The organism is Nonomuraea sp. CA-218870, from assembly GCF_050936535.1.
GTDB lineage: Bacteria > Actinomycetota > Actinomycetes > Streptosporangiales > Streptosporangiaceae > Nonomuraea > Nonomuraea corallina.
This window is the reverse complement of the sequence record NZ_JBNJMN010000001.1, coordinates 1,651,374-1,666,315: the sequence shown is the minus strand read 5'-3', so window position 1 is coordinate 1,666,315 and position 14,942 is coordinate 1,651,374. Positions and strand designations below refer to the sequence as shown.

The 14,942-nt window shown below is 72.0% G+C and carries 12 protein-coding genes; 5 read left to right on the top strand and 7 right to left on the bottom strand.

Features of this window, described 5'->3' with window-relative positions; genetic code table 11:
* Positions 1-133 precede the first annotated feature (133 nt).
* From ACQEUU_RS08385 to ACQEUU_RS08365, 5 genes are read right to left on the bottom strand one after another with little or no spacing between them, the layout of a single operon-like run.
* A complete protein-coding gene (locus ACQEUU_RS08385; protein WP_433062494.1) occupies positions 134-3,022 on the bottom strand; it encodes a glycoside hydrolase family 3 C-terminal domain-containing protein in 2,889 nt (962 codons plus the stop codon).
* A 24-nt stretch (positions 3,023-3,046) separates the two neighbouring features.
* Positions 3,047-3,868, bottom strand: a complete 822-nt coding sequence (locus ACQEUU_RS08380) for a carbohydrate ABC transporter permease (RefSeq protein WP_433062492.1) — start codon at positions 3,866-3,868, stop codon at positions 3,047-3,049.
* Entirely contained in the window at positions 3,865-4,728 is an 864-nt protein-coding gene (locus ACQEUU_RS08375; protein WP_433062489.1) for a carbohydrate ABC transporter permease, read from the bottom strand. Before ACQEUU_RS08375 ends, ACQEUU_RS08380 begins: the two co-directional genes overlap by 4 nt.
* Complete coding sequence (locus ACQEUU_RS08370) at positions 4,729-6,024, bottom strand: ABC transporter substrate-binding protein (protein ID WP_433062486.1); 1,296 nt, start codon at positions 6,022-6,024, stop codon at positions 4,729-4,731. It lies immediately after the preceding gene.
* Positions 6,021-8,318 (bottom strand): TIM-barrel domain-containing protein, encoded by a 2,298-nt coding sequence (locus ACQEUU_RS08365; protein ID WP_433062483.1) that lies wholly within the window; start codon positions 8,316-8,318, stop codon positions 6,021-6,023. Before ACQEUU_RS08365 ends, ACQEUU_RS08370 begins: the two co-directional genes overlap by 4 nt.
* Before the next feature lie 132 nt (positions 8,319-8,450).
* On the opposite strand from ACQEUU_RS08365, the gene ACQEUU_RS08360 reads away from it, so the two are divergent.
* From ACQEUU_RS08360 to ACQEUU_RS08350, 3 genes are read left to right on the top strand one after another with little or no spacing between them, the layout of a single operon-like run.
* A complete protein-coding gene (locus ACQEUU_RS08360) occupies positions 8,451-8,780 on the top strand; it encodes an ArsR/SmtB family transcription factor (RefSeq protein ID WP_433062481.1) in 330 nt (109 codons plus the stop codon).
* Complete coding sequence (locus ACQEUU_RS08355) at positions 8,777-9,247, top strand: SRPBCC domain-containing protein (protein ID WP_433062478.1); 471 nt, start codon at positions 8,777-8,779, stop codon at positions 9,245-9,247. The genes ACQEUU_RS08360 and ACQEUU_RS08355 overlap by 4 nt, the downstream gene beginning before the upstream one ends.
* Positions 9,244-9,870 carry a dihydrofolate reductase family protein gene (locus ACQEUU_RS08350; protein WP_433062476.1) on the top strand — a complete coding sequence of 209 codons (627 nt, stop codon included), beginning with the start codon at positions 9,244-9,246 and terminating at the stop codon, positions 9,868-9,870. The genes ACQEUU_RS08355 and ACQEUU_RS08350 overlap by 4 nt, the downstream gene beginning before the upstream one ends.
* Here ACQEUU_RS08350 and ACQEUU_RS08345 read toward each other — a convergent pair.
* A complete protein-coding gene (locus tag ACQEUU_RS08345; RefSeq protein WP_433062473.1) occupies positions 9,863-10,471 on the bottom strand; it encodes a TetR/AcrR family transcriptional regulator in 609 nt (202 codons plus the stop codon). The genes ACQEUU_RS08350 and ACQEUU_RS08345 overlap by 8 nt on opposite strands.
* Positions 10,472-10,575: 104 nt before the next feature.
* On the opposite strand from ACQEUU_RS08345, the gene ACQEUU_RS08340 reads away from it, so the two are divergent.
* Positions 10,576-11,589: a hypothetical protein gene (locus ACQEUU_RS08340; protein ID WP_433062471.1), complete on the top strand. Its 1,014-nt coding sequence runs from the start codon at positions 10,576-10,578 to the stop codon at positions 11,587-11,589.
* Positions 11,590-11,640: 51 nt separating this feature from the next.
* Here ACQEUU_RS08340 and ACQEUU_RS08335 read toward each other — a convergent pair whose 3' ends face one another.
* Positions 11,641-13,821: a helicase-associated domain-containing protein gene (locus ACQEUU_RS08335; protein ID WP_433062468.1), complete on the bottom strand. Its 2,181-nt coding sequence runs from the start codon at positions 13,819-13,821 to the stop codon at positions 11,641-11,643.
* 115 nt (positions 13,822-13,936) lie between these two features.
* Between ACQEUU_RS08335 and ACQEUU_RS08330 the strand changes: the two genes are divergently transcribed.
* Positions 13,937-14,911: an NAD(P)/FAD-dependent oxidoreductase gene (locus tag ACQEUU_RS08330; protein ID WP_433062465.1), complete on the top strand. Its 975-nt coding sequence runs from the start codon at positions 13,937-13,939 to the stop codon at positions 14,909-14,911.
* Positions 14,912-14,942: the final 31 nt, after the last annotated feature.

Here is a 14,942-nt window from a genome sequence, read left to right as displayed (position 1 = left end):
GACCGTCGCCGCGCCTTCGCGCATGAACGATATGAGGCTCACACACGCCTCGACTGGGCGTCAATAGTTTGGACGGACAACGAAATAAGTCGGCCCGGCGCGGGCCCATGCCCCCGCGCCGGGCCGGCGGTTCTCAGCGGGCCAGGGTCAGGTCCCTGAGCCGCACGTCGCCCCTGAAGACCACGTACAAATCACCGGTGCCTGGCCGGAGCCGGGCCGTGACCGTCTCGTAGGCGTACACCCCGCCCGTGGCCGGCACCCGCGCGGTGGCCAGCAGCGCGCCCCGCGGAGAGCCGCGCCGCAGCTCGATCGAGCCGCCCTCGGCCGACGCCACCCCGGCGCTGAGCCGGCCGCCGTGGACGGTGTCGGTGAAGGAGATCCAGCCGCCGTCCGACCCGGCCACCACGTCGCCGCGCACCTTGTTCTCGTCGGCGAACGTGACGCCCGCGTAGTCGTCGAAGTTAATCGCCCTGGTCGTCCTGGTCAGGTCGCGCGGCGGCACCCGCTCCCCGCTCACCCTCAGCGTCGTGCGCTGCCTGATCCGGTCGGCGGCCGAGCCCACGAGCACGTCGTGCGTGGCCGTCTCGACCACCTCCTTGTCCCGCGTGTGGTCCCACACCGCCAGGTCGGCCTTCCTCAGCGGGAACGTCACGGTCCTCGACTCGCCCGGCGCCAGCGCGATCCGCTGGAAGCCGCGCAGCTGCTTGACCGGCTGGGCGAAGCGGGACTGCCGCTGGTGGGTGTAGAGCTGGACGACCTCCTCGCCCGCGACCCGGCCGGTGTTGGTGACCTTGACGCTCACCTGCTCGCCCTGCGCCTTGAGCCCCTGGTAGCCGAAGGTGGTGTAGCTGAGCCCGTGGCCGAAGGCGAACAGCGGCCTGTCCCGGTCGTACAGGTAGGTCATCCCGGTCTTGACCAGGTCGTAGTCCAGGATGCTGGGCAGGTCGTCGCCGGCCGGCCAGGTCTGGGTGAGCCGCCCGGCCGGGTTGACGTCGCCGAAGAGCACGTCGGCGACCGCGTGCCCGGTCTCCGCGCCCGCATGGGTGGTCCACAGCAGCGCCGGCGCGTCCACGACGACGGGATAGCTGGTCTCCAGCACCACCACGGTCCTCGGGTTCGCCTTGCGCACCGCCTCGATCAGCCGCTTCTGCCCGTCGCCGAGCCGCAGGTCGTCGCGGTCGTGGAACTCGCGGCCGTGCACCCACGGGTGACTGCCGACGACCACGACCGCCACCTCGGCCGCGCGGGCCTGCTCGGCCGCCGCCGCGATGCCGTCGGAGACGACCTCCTTGGCGAACCGCGCCGCCTGCGCCTTCGGGGCCAGCGCGAGCGCGCCGTCTGCGGTCACGGTCACGTACGGGTCGGGCAGCGCGTACCAGCCCTCGACGCTCTCGAAGCCCGCGTACCGGATCAGGTAGGTCCCGTCGCCCTGCCTCTCCAGCGAGAACTGCTGCTGCACGTACCAGCCGTGGGGGTCGTCGTCGTCGGTGTCCAGCGAGCGCCAGTCGCCGCCGAGCAGCTTGCCGTTGCCCACGTTGCGCAGCGTCGAGACGTCACTCACCCAGTCGGTCACGTCCCATTGCGAGGCGGGCGTCGGGGCGGTGTCGGTCAGCGCGGCGTTGTCGTCCGGGCCGGTGCCGGTGGCGGTGACGTACTTGCCGGACCCGACGTGCCTGAGCGCGATCCGCTCCAGGCCCTCGCCGGTGGTCACGCCGGGCACCCGCTCCTTGATCCCGTCCAGCGGGGTGACCTGGTACGGCATCCGGCCCGCGTACCAGTCGCTGTAGAGCCGGTCCGCCAGCGGCCCGACCACGGCCGCCGACTTCGGCGAGGCGAACGGGAGCGTGCCGGAGTTCCTCAGCAGCACCGCCGCCTTGCCGGCGGCCTCGCGGTTGAGCGCGCGGTGCGCGGGGCTGTCGATCACGTCCGCGCCGATGCTCCTGTACGGGCCCCCGTCCGGGTCGAAGTGACCCAGGCGGAACCGGATGGTCAGCGCCCGGCTGACGCCCCGGTCCACGTCGGCCTCGGTGATCAGGCCCCGCTCCAGGGCGGCGGTGAGGTGCGTGACCAGCGGTCCGGTGTCACTGCCGTCGATGGTGAAGCTGTCCTGGCCCGACTTGAGCACCGCGGCGAACGCCTCGGGCTTGTCGTCGAAGTAGCGCTCCAGGTCGGTGAGCGCGTGCGGGCCCCAGGCGTCGCTGACGTTGTAGAGCGTCTCGTCCGTCCACGACCTCACGACGTCCTGCAGATCGGCGTTGACGTGGCTGGGCCGCCCGTTCACCAGGTTGTACGAGGCCATCACCCCGGTCGCGGCCTTCGCCGAGATCGCGTCCCTGAACGGCCGCTCGTAGTACTCGTGCCTGAGCTTGGGGGTCAGGTTGGAGGAGGTGAGGCTCCGGTTCACCTCGTTGTTGTAGGCCAGGTAGTGCTTCAGCACCGGCGCGGCCTTGAGGTAGAACGGGTCGTCGCCCCGCATCCCCTTGCCGTACGCGGTGGCGATGGCGCCGGTCAGCAGCGGGTCCTCGGAGTAGCCTTCCTCGTTCCGGCCGGCCCTGGGGTCGCGCAGCGGGTCGACCACCGGCGCCCACACCTGGAGCCCCCACAGCGTCGGGTTGATCGTGTTGTGTCCCCGGACCTCGTCGCCGACGGCCGAGCCGACCCGCTTGACCAGCTCCGGGTCCCAGGTGCTGGCCAGGCCGACGGCCTGCGGGAACACGGTGCCGGAGGCGAGCTTCTGGTTCCAGTTGTCGTTCAGGTCGTTGGTCCAGGCGACGCCGTGCAGCGCCTCGGTGCCGTTCTTGTGGTAGGGCACGCCGAGCCGCGGGATGGCCGCCTGCGACTGGTGCAGCAGGCCCAGCTTCTCCGTCAGCGTCAGCCGGCCCAGCAGGTCGGCCACCCGCCGCTCCACCGGCAGCGACGGGTCGCGGAACGGGAAGTCGGCGGCGGCCCCGGCCGGAGCCGTGAGCAGCGCCGCGACCAGGGTGAGCGCGAGCAGGATCGGGATGCGTAACCGTTTCTTCATGGAGTCTCCTCGGGAGGGGGTGGCTCACTTCACGGCCCCGACCGTGATGCCTCGGGTGAGCGTGCGCTGGAAGATCAGGAAGAACGCCACCGCCGGGACGATGCCGAGCAGGGCGGAGGCGCTGGACATGGTCGCGTCCATGTACCGCTCGCCCTGCAGCACGCCCAGGGCGACCGGCACGGTCTGGTTGTCGTTGGAGATGAGGAAGATCAACGGCAGGAAGAACTCGTTCCAGGTCCAGATGAAGAAGAAGATCAGCAGGACGCTCAGCGTCGGCCGGCTGATCGGCACCACGACCCGGACCAGCGCCAGGAACCGTCCCGCGCCGTCGATCTCGGCCGCCTCCAGGATCTCCTTCGGGAACCGGCCGAGCACCGCGCTGAGCAGGTACGTGCCGAACGCCGCCTGGATCACCGTGAATATGATGATCATCGACAGCCGGGTGTCGTACAGCCCGGCCTCCTTGGCCAGGTAGTACAGCGGGTAGGCCAGCGCCTCCTGCGGCAGCGTGTTGGCCACCAGGAACAGCACCAGGATCGACAGCCGGCCGCGCACCCGCCCGATGCCCAGCGCGTACGCGTTGAGCACCGACAGCACGACCGCCAGCACCGCGACCGAGCCGCTGATGAGCAGGCTGTTCCAGAGCTTCTCGCCGAAGTCCACCCGGTTCCAGAAGTCCACGATCCCCTGGAGGTGGAGCCCGCCGGGCAACCCGAGCGGCCCCTCCGACGCGTACTCCTCGGGCGTCTTGACCGCGTTGAGCGCCACGAGGGCGAACGGGAACACCATCACCAGCGCCGCCACCGTCAGCGACGCCAGCACGGCCCAGCGCCCCGGCCCCCTCACGGCTCACGCTCCTGCACCCGCAGGAACAGGAACGTCACCACGACGATGACCAGGGCCAGCACGGTCGCGATCGCGGACCCGTACCCGACGTTGCTCTTCTGGAAGAAGTTCAGGTACGAGAAGTACGACGGCACCAGCGTGGCGTTGCCGGGCCCGCCCCGGGTGAGCACGAAGATCGGCCCGAACACCTTGAGCGCGGCGATCGTGCAGGTGAGCAGCACCACGAAGATCTCCGGCCGGATCTGCGGGACCGTGATGTGCCACACCTTGCGCCACCACGACGCCCCGTCCAGCTCGGCCGCCTCGTAGTAGGCCGGGTCCACCCGCTGCAACCCGGCCATGAAGATGACCACCGGGTAGCCGAGCTGGAACCAGACCATCACCGCCATCACCGTGGCCAGCGCCAGGTCCGGGTCGCCCAGCCAGTCGAGCTCCAGGCCGAACGCCTGGTTGACCGCGCCGTAGGACGGGTGCAGCAGCCAGCCCCACACCACCCCGGCCACCGCCACCGGCAGCACCTGCGGCAGGTAGTACAGGGCGCGCAGGGTCGAGGCGGTGCGCGGGCCGAACCGCTTGGCGACGTAGTCGAACAGCGCCGCCGCCAGGAGCAGGCCGAGCACCGTGGGCACGATCGCCATCGCGAAGATCAGCGCCACGTTGTTCTGGAACGACAGCCAGAACCGCTCGTCCTCCAGCAACCGGGCGTAGTTCTCCAGCCCGACCCACCTGGGCGTGCCCACCCCCGACCAGCGGGTGAGGCTCACGCCCAGGTTCATCAGGAAGGGCACCACGATGACGGCCAGGAACAGCACCAGGCTCGGCACCAGGTAGGGCCAGTAGCCCTTCTTCCGGACGCGCATCTAGTTACCGAGATCGGCGAGGTTGTCCTCGTACGGCCGCGCCAGCTCGTCCAGCATCGCGGCCGGCTGCTTGCTGCCGTTGATGAGGTTCTGCGTCGCGGCGACCATGACGTCGTAGTAGCCGGGCGCCGGCCAGTCGGGGTAGAACGCCAGCCCGTCGCGGCCGGTCAGCGTGTTGAAGCTCTCGATCAGCTCCTTGCTCTTGGCGTCCGTGATCGCCGCCGGGTCGGCCGCGACGGGCACGCCGCCGGAGTTGCCCAGCAGGTTCTGGACCTCCTTGCTCATCGTGATGTCGATGAAGTCGTAGGCCAGGTCCTTGTTCTCCGACTTCTCCGGCACCACCCAGAGGTTGCCGCTGGAGCCGGGGGCCATCGTCGCGCCCGGCCACAGGAAGTGGCCCCACGCGAAGTCCTTGATCTCCGAGGCGAACCGGCCGTACCACCAGCTCCCGCTGACCATCATCGGGTGCTCGCCCTTCATGAACGCGACGCCCATGTCCTCGGCCTTGACCCCGGCGGACTTCTTGTCCAGGTAGCCCTTGGCCACCCAGTCGGCGAACGTCTGCGCGCCGTAGGTGAACTCGGGGCCGTGGAAGTCGACCTTGCCCTGGTACGCCTGGAACCTGTCCACCCAGGCGCGGTCGGCCTTGCTGAGCGCGAGCTGGTAGAGGATCTGCTGGGCCGGGTACTCGGCCCCGGCCGTGCCGATCGGGGTCACCCCGGCCTCGACGAAGGCGTCGAGCGCGGCGGTGAACTCCTCGAAGGTCGTCGGCACCTCGACCTTGTGCTTCTCGAACAGGTCCTTGTTGTAGTAGACCATCACGAACTCGCCGTAGTTCGGGATGCCGTACCACTTGCCGGAGCCCATGACGCCGCGCTCGTCGTACCTGGCGGTGGTCTGCAGCCCGCCCGGCAGCAGCTTGTCCCAGCCGCGCCCGGTGACCTCGGCGCTCAGGTCGGTGAGCAGGCCCTGCTTGGACAGCAGGCCGGCGGTGGCGTTGCCCTTGTTGTACTCCATGAGGTCGGGCGCCTCGTCGGAGTTGAGCACCATGCTCGCCGTCTTCTGGATCTGCTCGAAGCTCTTCTCCTCGAACTCCACCTTGACGTTCGGGTGGGTGGACTCGAACGTCTTGATCGCCTCGGCCCAGGCCTTGCCCATGGCGGACTCGGCGGACTCGTAGTGCCAGAGCCTGAGCACGCGGGGCCCGTCGCCCGGCGGGCTCTCCGCGCCGGAACCGCAGGCCGAGAGGGCCAGCACCATGGCCGCCAGCGCCGCCACGCCAGACTTTCCGATCATGTTTCCTCCTGGGTGATGACGGCCCGGCCGGGGGCGCCCGGCACCGGGGCGAACTCGACGGCGGCGACCCGTTTCGGGCCGCTGACGGTCACGCGCAGCGTGTCGCCGTCCCGTACGGCCGTGACGGCGGTCTCCCCGTCGGTGTCGTTGATCCGCATGCGGCGGTCGCCGCTCCCGAAGGCGACCAGCGTGAGTTCGCCGGGCGTCGAGACGGTCGCGCCGGGCTCGGCGACCGGGATCAGCGCGCCGTGCCGGACGAACAGCGGAAGCTCCGCCAGCGGCTTGGCCACGCGCACGTAGCGGGGCCCGGCGTGCACCTCGCCCGTCCACCAGTCCACCCACCGGCCCTCCGGCAGGTAGACCTCGCGCACGCCGTCCGGCGAGGTCATCGGCGCGACCAGCAGGTCGCGGCCGAACAGGTACTGCAGGTCCGCCTGCCAGGCGACCGGGTCGCCGGGGTGGTCGACGCAGAGCGCCCGCATCATCGGCGCGCCCGTCCTGGCGGCGTCCACGGCGGCCGAGTAGATGTAGGGCATCAGCCGGTAGCGCAGCCGGAGCGCGGCCACCGCGTGCTCCTCCACGGCCGGGAACTCCCACGGCTCCCTGCTGGTGGTGCCGTGCAGCCGCACCAGCGGCGACAGCGCGCCGAACTGGGTCCATCGGACGAACAGGTCGTCGCTGGGCCTGCCGGTGAAGCCGCCGGCGTCGTGACTCCAGTACGGCACCCCGGACAGGCCGTGCGCCAGCCCGCCCCGGATCGTGCTGCCCATCGCGGCGTAGCTGGTGTACGTGTCGCCGCTCCACTGGGCGCTGTGCCGCTGCCCGCCGAGGAACGACGAGCGCGCCCACACCAGGCCGTGCCCGTGCACCTCCCGGGTGACCTCGGCGACGGCGTCGTTGAACAGCAGCGTGTAGACGTTGTGCAGGTCGGTGCCGGTCATGCCGTTGGCGGCCACGGCGTCGTGCGGCACGCCCTCGGCGAAGTCGGTCTTGAACGCCTGCACGCCCTGGCGCAGCAGCGCCCGCAGCCGCTCCTGGAACCAGCGGACGGCGTCGGGGTCGGTGAGGTCGAGGATGCCGCAGGCGGGGTATGAGCCGTGCCAGGTGTCGGCCACGTACGGCTCCCCGTCCGGCTTTTTCAGGAAATATCCGGCATCGGCTGCTTCCTGGAACGCCGGGCTCTGATGGGAGATGTACGGGTTCATCCACAGGCAGACCTTGAACCCCATCCCGTCCAGCTCCGCCAGCATCGCCTCCGGCTCGGGGAAGGTGACCGGGTCCCAGCGCAGGTCCGACCAGTGGCCGTCGGTCTGCCAGTAGGTGTCCAGGTGCAGCACGTCGCACGGGATGCCGCGCTCCCTGATCGTGCGCGCCCTGGCCAGCACCCGCTCCTGGCTGTCGACGCAGAAGCCGGAGGAGATCCAGGTGCCGAACGCCCACTTGGGCGGCAGCGCCGGCCGCCCGGTCAGCCCGTTGTACCGTTCAAGCATCTCGACCGGCGTCGGCCCGGCCAGCACGTAGTAGTCCAGGACGTCGTCGGGCACCACGATCTGCACCGCGCTGTGGGTCGACTGGCACACGTCGAACTCGGTGGGCCCGCCGCTGTCGACCAGCACCCCGTACCCCCGGCTCGACACGTAGAGCGGGATGTTCTTGTACGCGCGCTGCGACTCGGCGCCGAAGGCGTCGAAGTTCCACATCAGCGGGCGCTGGCCGCGCTTGTCGAGCGGCGCGAACGACTCCCCGAACCCGGCGAACGCCTCGTCGGGCGCGGCGGCGAAGCTCTCGTGGAAGGCCACGTGCGCGCCCCCTGCCGAGGACCGGCCGAACGGCAGCGTGCGCAGCCGGCCGCTGATGTCGACGTGTCCCCGGTCCTGCTCGACCAGCGGAGCGCCGGTGGCGTCGGTGAAGCGCAGGTGCCACGGCGCGAGCGTGATCTCCGCGCGCAGGGAGCCCGCGTCGATCACGATCGGCTCCCCCGGCGTCACCTCGGCCCTCGCCCCCGCGTACGAGCCCGGCGTCACCAGCGCGAGGGCCAGCTCCGACCGGGGCCGGGTGTCGGCGTCCGCGCTCAGCCTGACCCGGATCACGCCCTCGCCCGCCGCCCCCACCTGCACGACCAGGGTCTCCTCCGCGGTGGTGACGGCCTTCAGCATCACCGCGGCACCGTCGGCGGCGACCAGTTCGGCGGCGGTCAGCGCGGACAGACCACCCTCGCCGCGCGCACGCACCGGCAGCTCGGGCGGATCGGCGACGAAGTACTCGTGCGCGACGAGCGGGGGGCGGTAGGGCATGGGCGCTCCTTTTCCGAACAGCGCGGAACTCGTGAATTAGTTTGGTGCCCATACCAACAAACGTCAACGGTGCTCCCCCGGTGAACACTTAGCCCTTGCGCTAACTATCAGGTTCCCGCAATACTTAGCCGCATGGCACAGCATTCGGCGCAACTGGACGGCGTGTTCGTCGCCCTGGCCGACCCGACCAGGCGTGCCGTCGTCCGGCGCCTCGGCCACGGGCCCATGAGCGTCGGCGACCTCGCCCGCGAGTTCCCGATGACCCTCCCCTCGTTCATGAAGCACGTGCGGACGCTCGAGTCGAACGGGCTCATCCGCACGGTCAAGTCCGGCCGGGTGCGCACGTGCGCGCTCAACCGCGAGCGGCTCGCCCTCGTCGACGACTGGCTCGCCGAGCAGCGCCGCATCTGGGAAGAGCGCACCGACCGCCTCGAACGGTTCGTCACGGAGGACGACCGGTGAACCCCGATCTCGACTTCGCCCTGGAACGGATCATCCGGGCCCCGCGCGCGACCGTGTGGAGCGCCTGGACCGACCCGGCCAAGCTCGCCCGCTGGTGGGTCCCGGCTCCGTCCCGCTGCCGCGTGGACCGCCTGGACCTGCGACCCGGCGGGGCGTTCGTGACACGGCTCAGCGACGACGGCGCCGTTTTCGTACCGCATATGGACGCCTGCTTCCTCGCCGTGGACGACCTGGAGCGGATCGTGTTCACCAACGCGATCACCAGCGCGTGGCGTCCCGCGAACCCCGACCCGGTCGCGATGACGGCCACGATCGCGCTGGACGACCACCCTGACGGGACCCGCTACCGGACGCTCGTCCGGCACGGCGACCCGGCGTCCCGCGCCCATCACGAGAAGATCGGCTTCGCCACCGGCTGGGGCACCGTCGCCGGCCAGCTGGCCGCTTTCACGGAGGCAACGCAATGAAGATCACCCTCACCGAGTTCGTCACGCTCGACGGCGTCAGCCAGGGCCCCGGCTCGCCCGACGAGGACACCAGCGACGGCTTCACCCACGGCGGCTGGCTCGTGCCCCACATCGACGGGACGTTCGTCCGGCGCGCCTCCGACTGGCTCGACCTGGCCGACGGCCTGCTGCTCGGCCGGCGCACCTACGAGGCGTTCGCGCGCGACTGGCCGAAGATCACCGACCCCGCCGACCCGTTCGCCGAGCGGATGAACACGCTGCCGAAGTACGTCGTCTCGAACACCCTCACCGAGGGCGCCTGGGACCCCACGACCGTGCTCGTCGGCGACCCGGTCCGGTCGGTCGCCGCGCTCAAGTCACGCCCGGGACGGGAACTCCAGATCCACGGCAGCGCCCGCCTGGGCGACGCGCTCCTGTCGGCGGGCCTCGTCGACACGCTCCGCCTCGTGGTCGCACCCACGGTGCTCAGGACCGGCCGCCGCCTCCTGACCACCTCGGGCGACACGTCCGGCCTCCGCCTGACCCATCACGAGGCGACGCCGAACGGCCTGCTGCTCCTCGAATACGAGACGACAGGCCGAGCGCCCCGAGCCGAGTACGACGGCGTCACCGCCTTCATCTAGCCGGAGCGCGGCCGCGCAGCAGCGGCAGGTAGACCTCGTCGACGATCTCGACCAGGACGCCGTCGGGCACGGTCGAGAGCCCGCGCGTGACGTACTCGTTGCGCAGCAACGCGACAGCCACGGTGACGACCCTCGGGTGGAGCGCCTCCGGCGGCGCCTCGCCCCGGGCGACGGCGCGGCCCACGACCGTCAGCCAGACGCCCGCGCCGCCCTCGGCGGCCAGCTCGTGCAGTTGCGCCAGCAGCTCCGGCTCGTCGCCGATGCCGGCCAGCAGGCCGCGGAGGATCTCCGCCTGCGGCGAGGACGGCCCGCGGTTGATCCCGCGCAGCAACGTCAGCACGTCCTCGCGCAGTTCGCCGGTGTCGGGCGGCGGCAGCCTGTCCGTGGCCAGCCGCCGGTAGGCGGCGACGGCGAGCGCGGCGCGGTTGGGCCAGCGGCGGTAGATCGCGTTCTTGTTGGTGCCGGCCCGGCGGGCCACCCGGTCCATGGTCAGCCCGGCATACCCGGACTCGGCGAGCTCCTCCTGGGCGGCGCGCAGGATGGCGCTCTCCAGCTCGGCCCCCCGCCGCCTGCCCGGCTTCGCCGCCGCCTCTTCACTCACCACAGAAGGGTACATCACGTACCTTATTCAGGTTGTCCGTCTGATAGCTTGCCCTGTGCATAAGGTACGAGACGTACCTTATAGAGACGAGAGGACACCCCTCCATGCGAGCCAAGGGCATCGGCTACGACACCGGCTTCATCCTCGACGGCGTCGAGAACAGGCCGTTCGACCGCACGATCATGGAACGCGAGCTGCGGATCATCCGCGACGACCTGCACTGCACCGCGGTGCGGCTGATCGGCAACGACCTGGACCGCATCGAGTTCGCCGCCGGCCACGCGGCCGACCTCGGCCTGGAGGTCTGGTTCTCGCCGTTCCCCCAGCAACTGGAGCCGGATCGGATCGTCGAGCTGCTTCTCGACGGGGCCGAGCGCGCCGAGCGGATCCGCCGCCGGGGAGCCGACGTCGTCTTCGTCGCCGGTGCCGAGCTGAGCCTGTTCAACCACGGGTTCCTGCCCGGCCGGACCCTCCGGGAGCGCGTCGGCGCCCTGCTGGCGGCGGGCCCCGATACCCGCGAGCGACTGACCGCGCTGTCCGCCCGCGTCAACGCCTTCCTCGCCGAGGTCGTCACCGCGGTGCGCGGACGGTTCGGCGGCAAGGTCACCTACGCGGCGGTCCCGCTGGAGAACGTCGACTGGACGCCGTTCGACATCGTGTCCGTGGACGCCCACCGCTCGAAGGAGGTCGCCCACCTCTACCAGGAGGGCATCCGCACCCTGGTCGCGCAGGACAAGCCGGTCGCGATCACCGAGTTCGGCTGCACCACCCACCGCGGCGCGGCCGACGACGGCGCCCGCAGCGGGGAGATCGTCGACTACGACGGCGGCCTCCCGCTACGGCTCACCGGCCACTACGTCCGCGACGAGCAGGAGCAGGCCACCTACCTCCGCGAGCTCCTCGACGTGTTCACCGCCGAGGGCGTCGACGCCGCGTTCGTGTGCACCTTCGCCTGCTACGGCCTGGTCCACCGCCCCGACCCCCGCGAGGACCTCGACCTCGGGAGCTGGGGCGTGGTGAAGGTCCTGGAAAACGGCGACGGCGCCGCCTACCCCGGCCTGCCCTGGGAGCCCAAGGCCGCCTTCACCGCCGTCGCGGACTATTACCGGGGCCTCTGACGCGCGGACCTCCCGCACGCCCGGACGCCCGGCACGGCGGCGCCGTGGACCTCAGCTCTTGCGGGCCTTCGCCCGGCGCGCCGCCGGCTCCTCGACCAGCGTGACACCGGTCTCGGCCTCCAGCGCCGGGGCGTAGCCGGCGGCCCGCAGGGCGTCCATCGTCTCCCGCTCGGAGCTCGCGCTGATCAGCACGGTCGGCGCGATCAGGCGCAGGCCGAGCTTGCGCAGCGCCTTGGCCCCGGCGAGCTCCGCCAGGAGCGCCTCGTCCTCGGACCGGACGCAGCAGCCGGAGCGGACCACCCGCATCCGGCCGTGGGTCCGGCCGACGTCCTTGATCAGGTACTCCAGCGGCTGGGGGAAGTCGCCCTGGGCCACTGCCCGCAACTGCCTGAGCAGGTCCTCGGCCTCGTGGCCGGTGTCGAGCGCGCGCCGTACGGACGCCGGGGAGATCCGCCACACCACGGCGTGACCTTCGGACTCACGCGTGCCCACCGCGTTGAGCAGGGCGGCCAGGCGGGCCTCAGGAGTGCCGCTCACCACGGCGGTCAGGTCGGTCTGGAAGCGGGCGGTGGTCTGCGGCGGCGGCAGCAGGCCGGCGAGAACGGGGCCGAGCACCGGACCGGGCGCGCGCCAGGCCTGGCCGGTGCGGAGCAGGCCGAGCAGGGCGTGGCCGAGTGCGGTCAGGGCGTCGTCGGCGACGACGCCGAGGAGTGCGGCCTCGCGGATGGTGGCGGCGATCCGCTGGGCCCCGTCCGCGCCTTCGGCGACGCGCATGGGCCGGTGCCAGGTCGTGGCGGCCACGAGATACTCGGGCGCGCCAGCGGCGCGGCGGCCGGGAGCGGCGGCGAGCGCCTCCAGCAGGGCGTAGCGCAGGCCGACAGCGTCGGGGTCGTCCGCGGCGGCCAGGGCGACCGGCGTCTGGTCGGGATCGGGCCACCACAGCGGGATGTCGCGGCAGACGGCCCAGGCGGCGAGCACCGGCACCAGCCGTTCGGCGGGCGGGAGCGACAGCCACCGGTCGTAGCGCGTGGTGGGCAGTACCACGTACGTGGGGTCGGGAGCCTTGGCCCGGCGGTTGGCGGGGCGCTCGACCGGCTCGGCCAGCGCGCCCAGCAGGTCGGCCCGGACGCACAGCTCCAGCAGGAAGCGGACGGTCTCCTCCGGCAGCCGCAGCAGCTTGACCAGGCGCTTGGTGTCGCGCACCGCGACCCCGCCCGCCTTGCGCACGGCGAGCGGCTGCTCGGCGCAGGCGGCCAGGAGCCGCTCGATCTGCCAGGCCACGGCGACCAGGGCGCCCTGGGAACCCGCCTCGGCGCGCTCCGCGCCCGGCAGCTCGGGAGGGGACGGCGGCCGGGGATGGAAGGAGGACCGCGTCTCGCCGCGCACCGCCAGGGCGACCTCCATCGGCAGCTCGGCGACGTTCGGCAGGCCGGAGGGCAGCAGCAGCCCTCTGGCGGCCAGCCAGTCGACCCCGCGGTGCCCGGACCCCCCGGGAAAGAAGGTGTACTTGCCGGTGGAGCTGTAGCCGTAGGGGCCCGCGGGGTGGAAACAGCGGGTCTCGACCAGGGGTCCCTCGTACGCCAACGGCTGCAGGAGCTCCTTGGCCTCCTCGGGCGCCGCGTCGAGCATCGCGCGCAGCCGCGCGGGGTCGGTGAGGACGGCCAGGACGTCCTGTTCGGCGGCCGCCCGGGTCGCCGCCTTCTCCAGCCCCAGCGCGGCGGCCACGCGGTGCACCTCGGGCGCGTTGAAGTGGCGGGAGATGAGCTGCCCGGCGGGCCGGCCCAGGGCCATGCCGTCCGCCAGGGCGCGGTGGACGTAGTTGTGCGCCACCACCTGCTCGCCGTGCGGCGGCAGCAGGAGCGCCTGGTCCGCCAGCCGGTCCAGCGTCGCCTCCGCCTCGGCCCTCAGGCGGGGGTCGTCACCGGCCAGCAGGCCGACCACCTCGCTCCGGGGGACCGCGCGGCTCAGCGGGTCGGGTGCGCGCCAGCGTTCCTCGGGGAACGGGCCGTGCCGCTGGTCGGCCAGCCAGGAGACGGCGCCCAGGGCCTGGATGTCCGGGAGCGTGCAGAACTTCACCAGCTCGGCTGCCACGTAGTCCTGGCCGAGCAGGCGGGCCAGATCGGCCGGCGACAGCTCGCCTCCGTGGCGGCGCAGTGCCGCGCGGTCGGCGATCAGCTGGAGCTGCTCCGGAGCGCGCGTGGCGAGCCAGTCGGCCATGGCGTTGCGTGGCATGTCCGCCAGAGTAGCCCCGGCACACGGCCCACCGGGCCGCCCGTGTTGCTGTTTCAGCAAACATGTTTGCCTTTTCGGCGTGCCGATCCGCATAGTGTGCGCGGAGGTGGTCGAGATGACCGAGCAACCGGACAACGGCTATGACGTGGTGGTGGTCGGCGGCGGCGCCGCGGGGCTGAGCGGGGCGCTCATGCTGGCGCGGGCCAGGCGGACCGTGCTGGTGATCGACGCGGGCACACCGCGCAACGCCCCCGCCGAAGGCGTGCACGGGCTGCTGGGCCGCGACGGCATGCCGCCGGGTGAGCTGCTGGAGCGCGGCCGGGCGGAGGTCCGCCGCTACGGCGGCCAGGTGGTGACCGGCGAGGTCGAGGCCGCGGCCCGCGACGACGACGGGTTCGGGGTGAGGCTGACCGACGGCCGGGCGGTCCGGGCGCGCCGGCTGCTGGTCACCACGGGGCTGGTGGACGAACTGCCCGACGTGGCGGGGCTGCGGGCCAGATGGGGCCGGGACGTCGTGCACTGCCCGTACTGCCACGGCTGGGAGGTCCGCGACCGGGCCATCGGCGTCCTGGCCGGCGGACCGATGTCCGTGCACCAGGCGTTGCTGTTCCGGCAGTGGAGCGACGACGTCACGTACTTCACGCACACCATGCCCGCCCCCACAGGCGAGGACGCGGAGCGCCTGGCCGCCCGCGGCATCAGGGTGGTGGCCGGCGAGGTCGCGTCCCTGGAGATCGTCGAGGACCGCCTGGTGGGAGTACGGCTGAGCGACCGCACCCTGGTCAGCCGTGAGGTCCTGGCGGTGGCGTCGCGCATGGAGGCGCGGGCCGGTTTCCTGGCCACGCTCGGGCTGCGGCCGGTCGAGCACCCGGGCGGCGCCGGTGAGCACATCCCCGCCGACGCGACCGGCCGCACCGAGGTGCCGGGAGTGTGGGTCGCGGGCAACGTCACCGACCTGGTCGCCCAGGTCGGCACCGCGGCGGCGGCGGGCGCCGGCGCGGCGGCCCAGATCAACGCCGACCTCGTCGCCGAGGAGACCCGCGAGGCGGTCGCGGCCCACCGCGAGCTCACCTCGGCCGGGTCCCGCTGACACCGAAAGGAACGACTGTGTCCGAAACCTT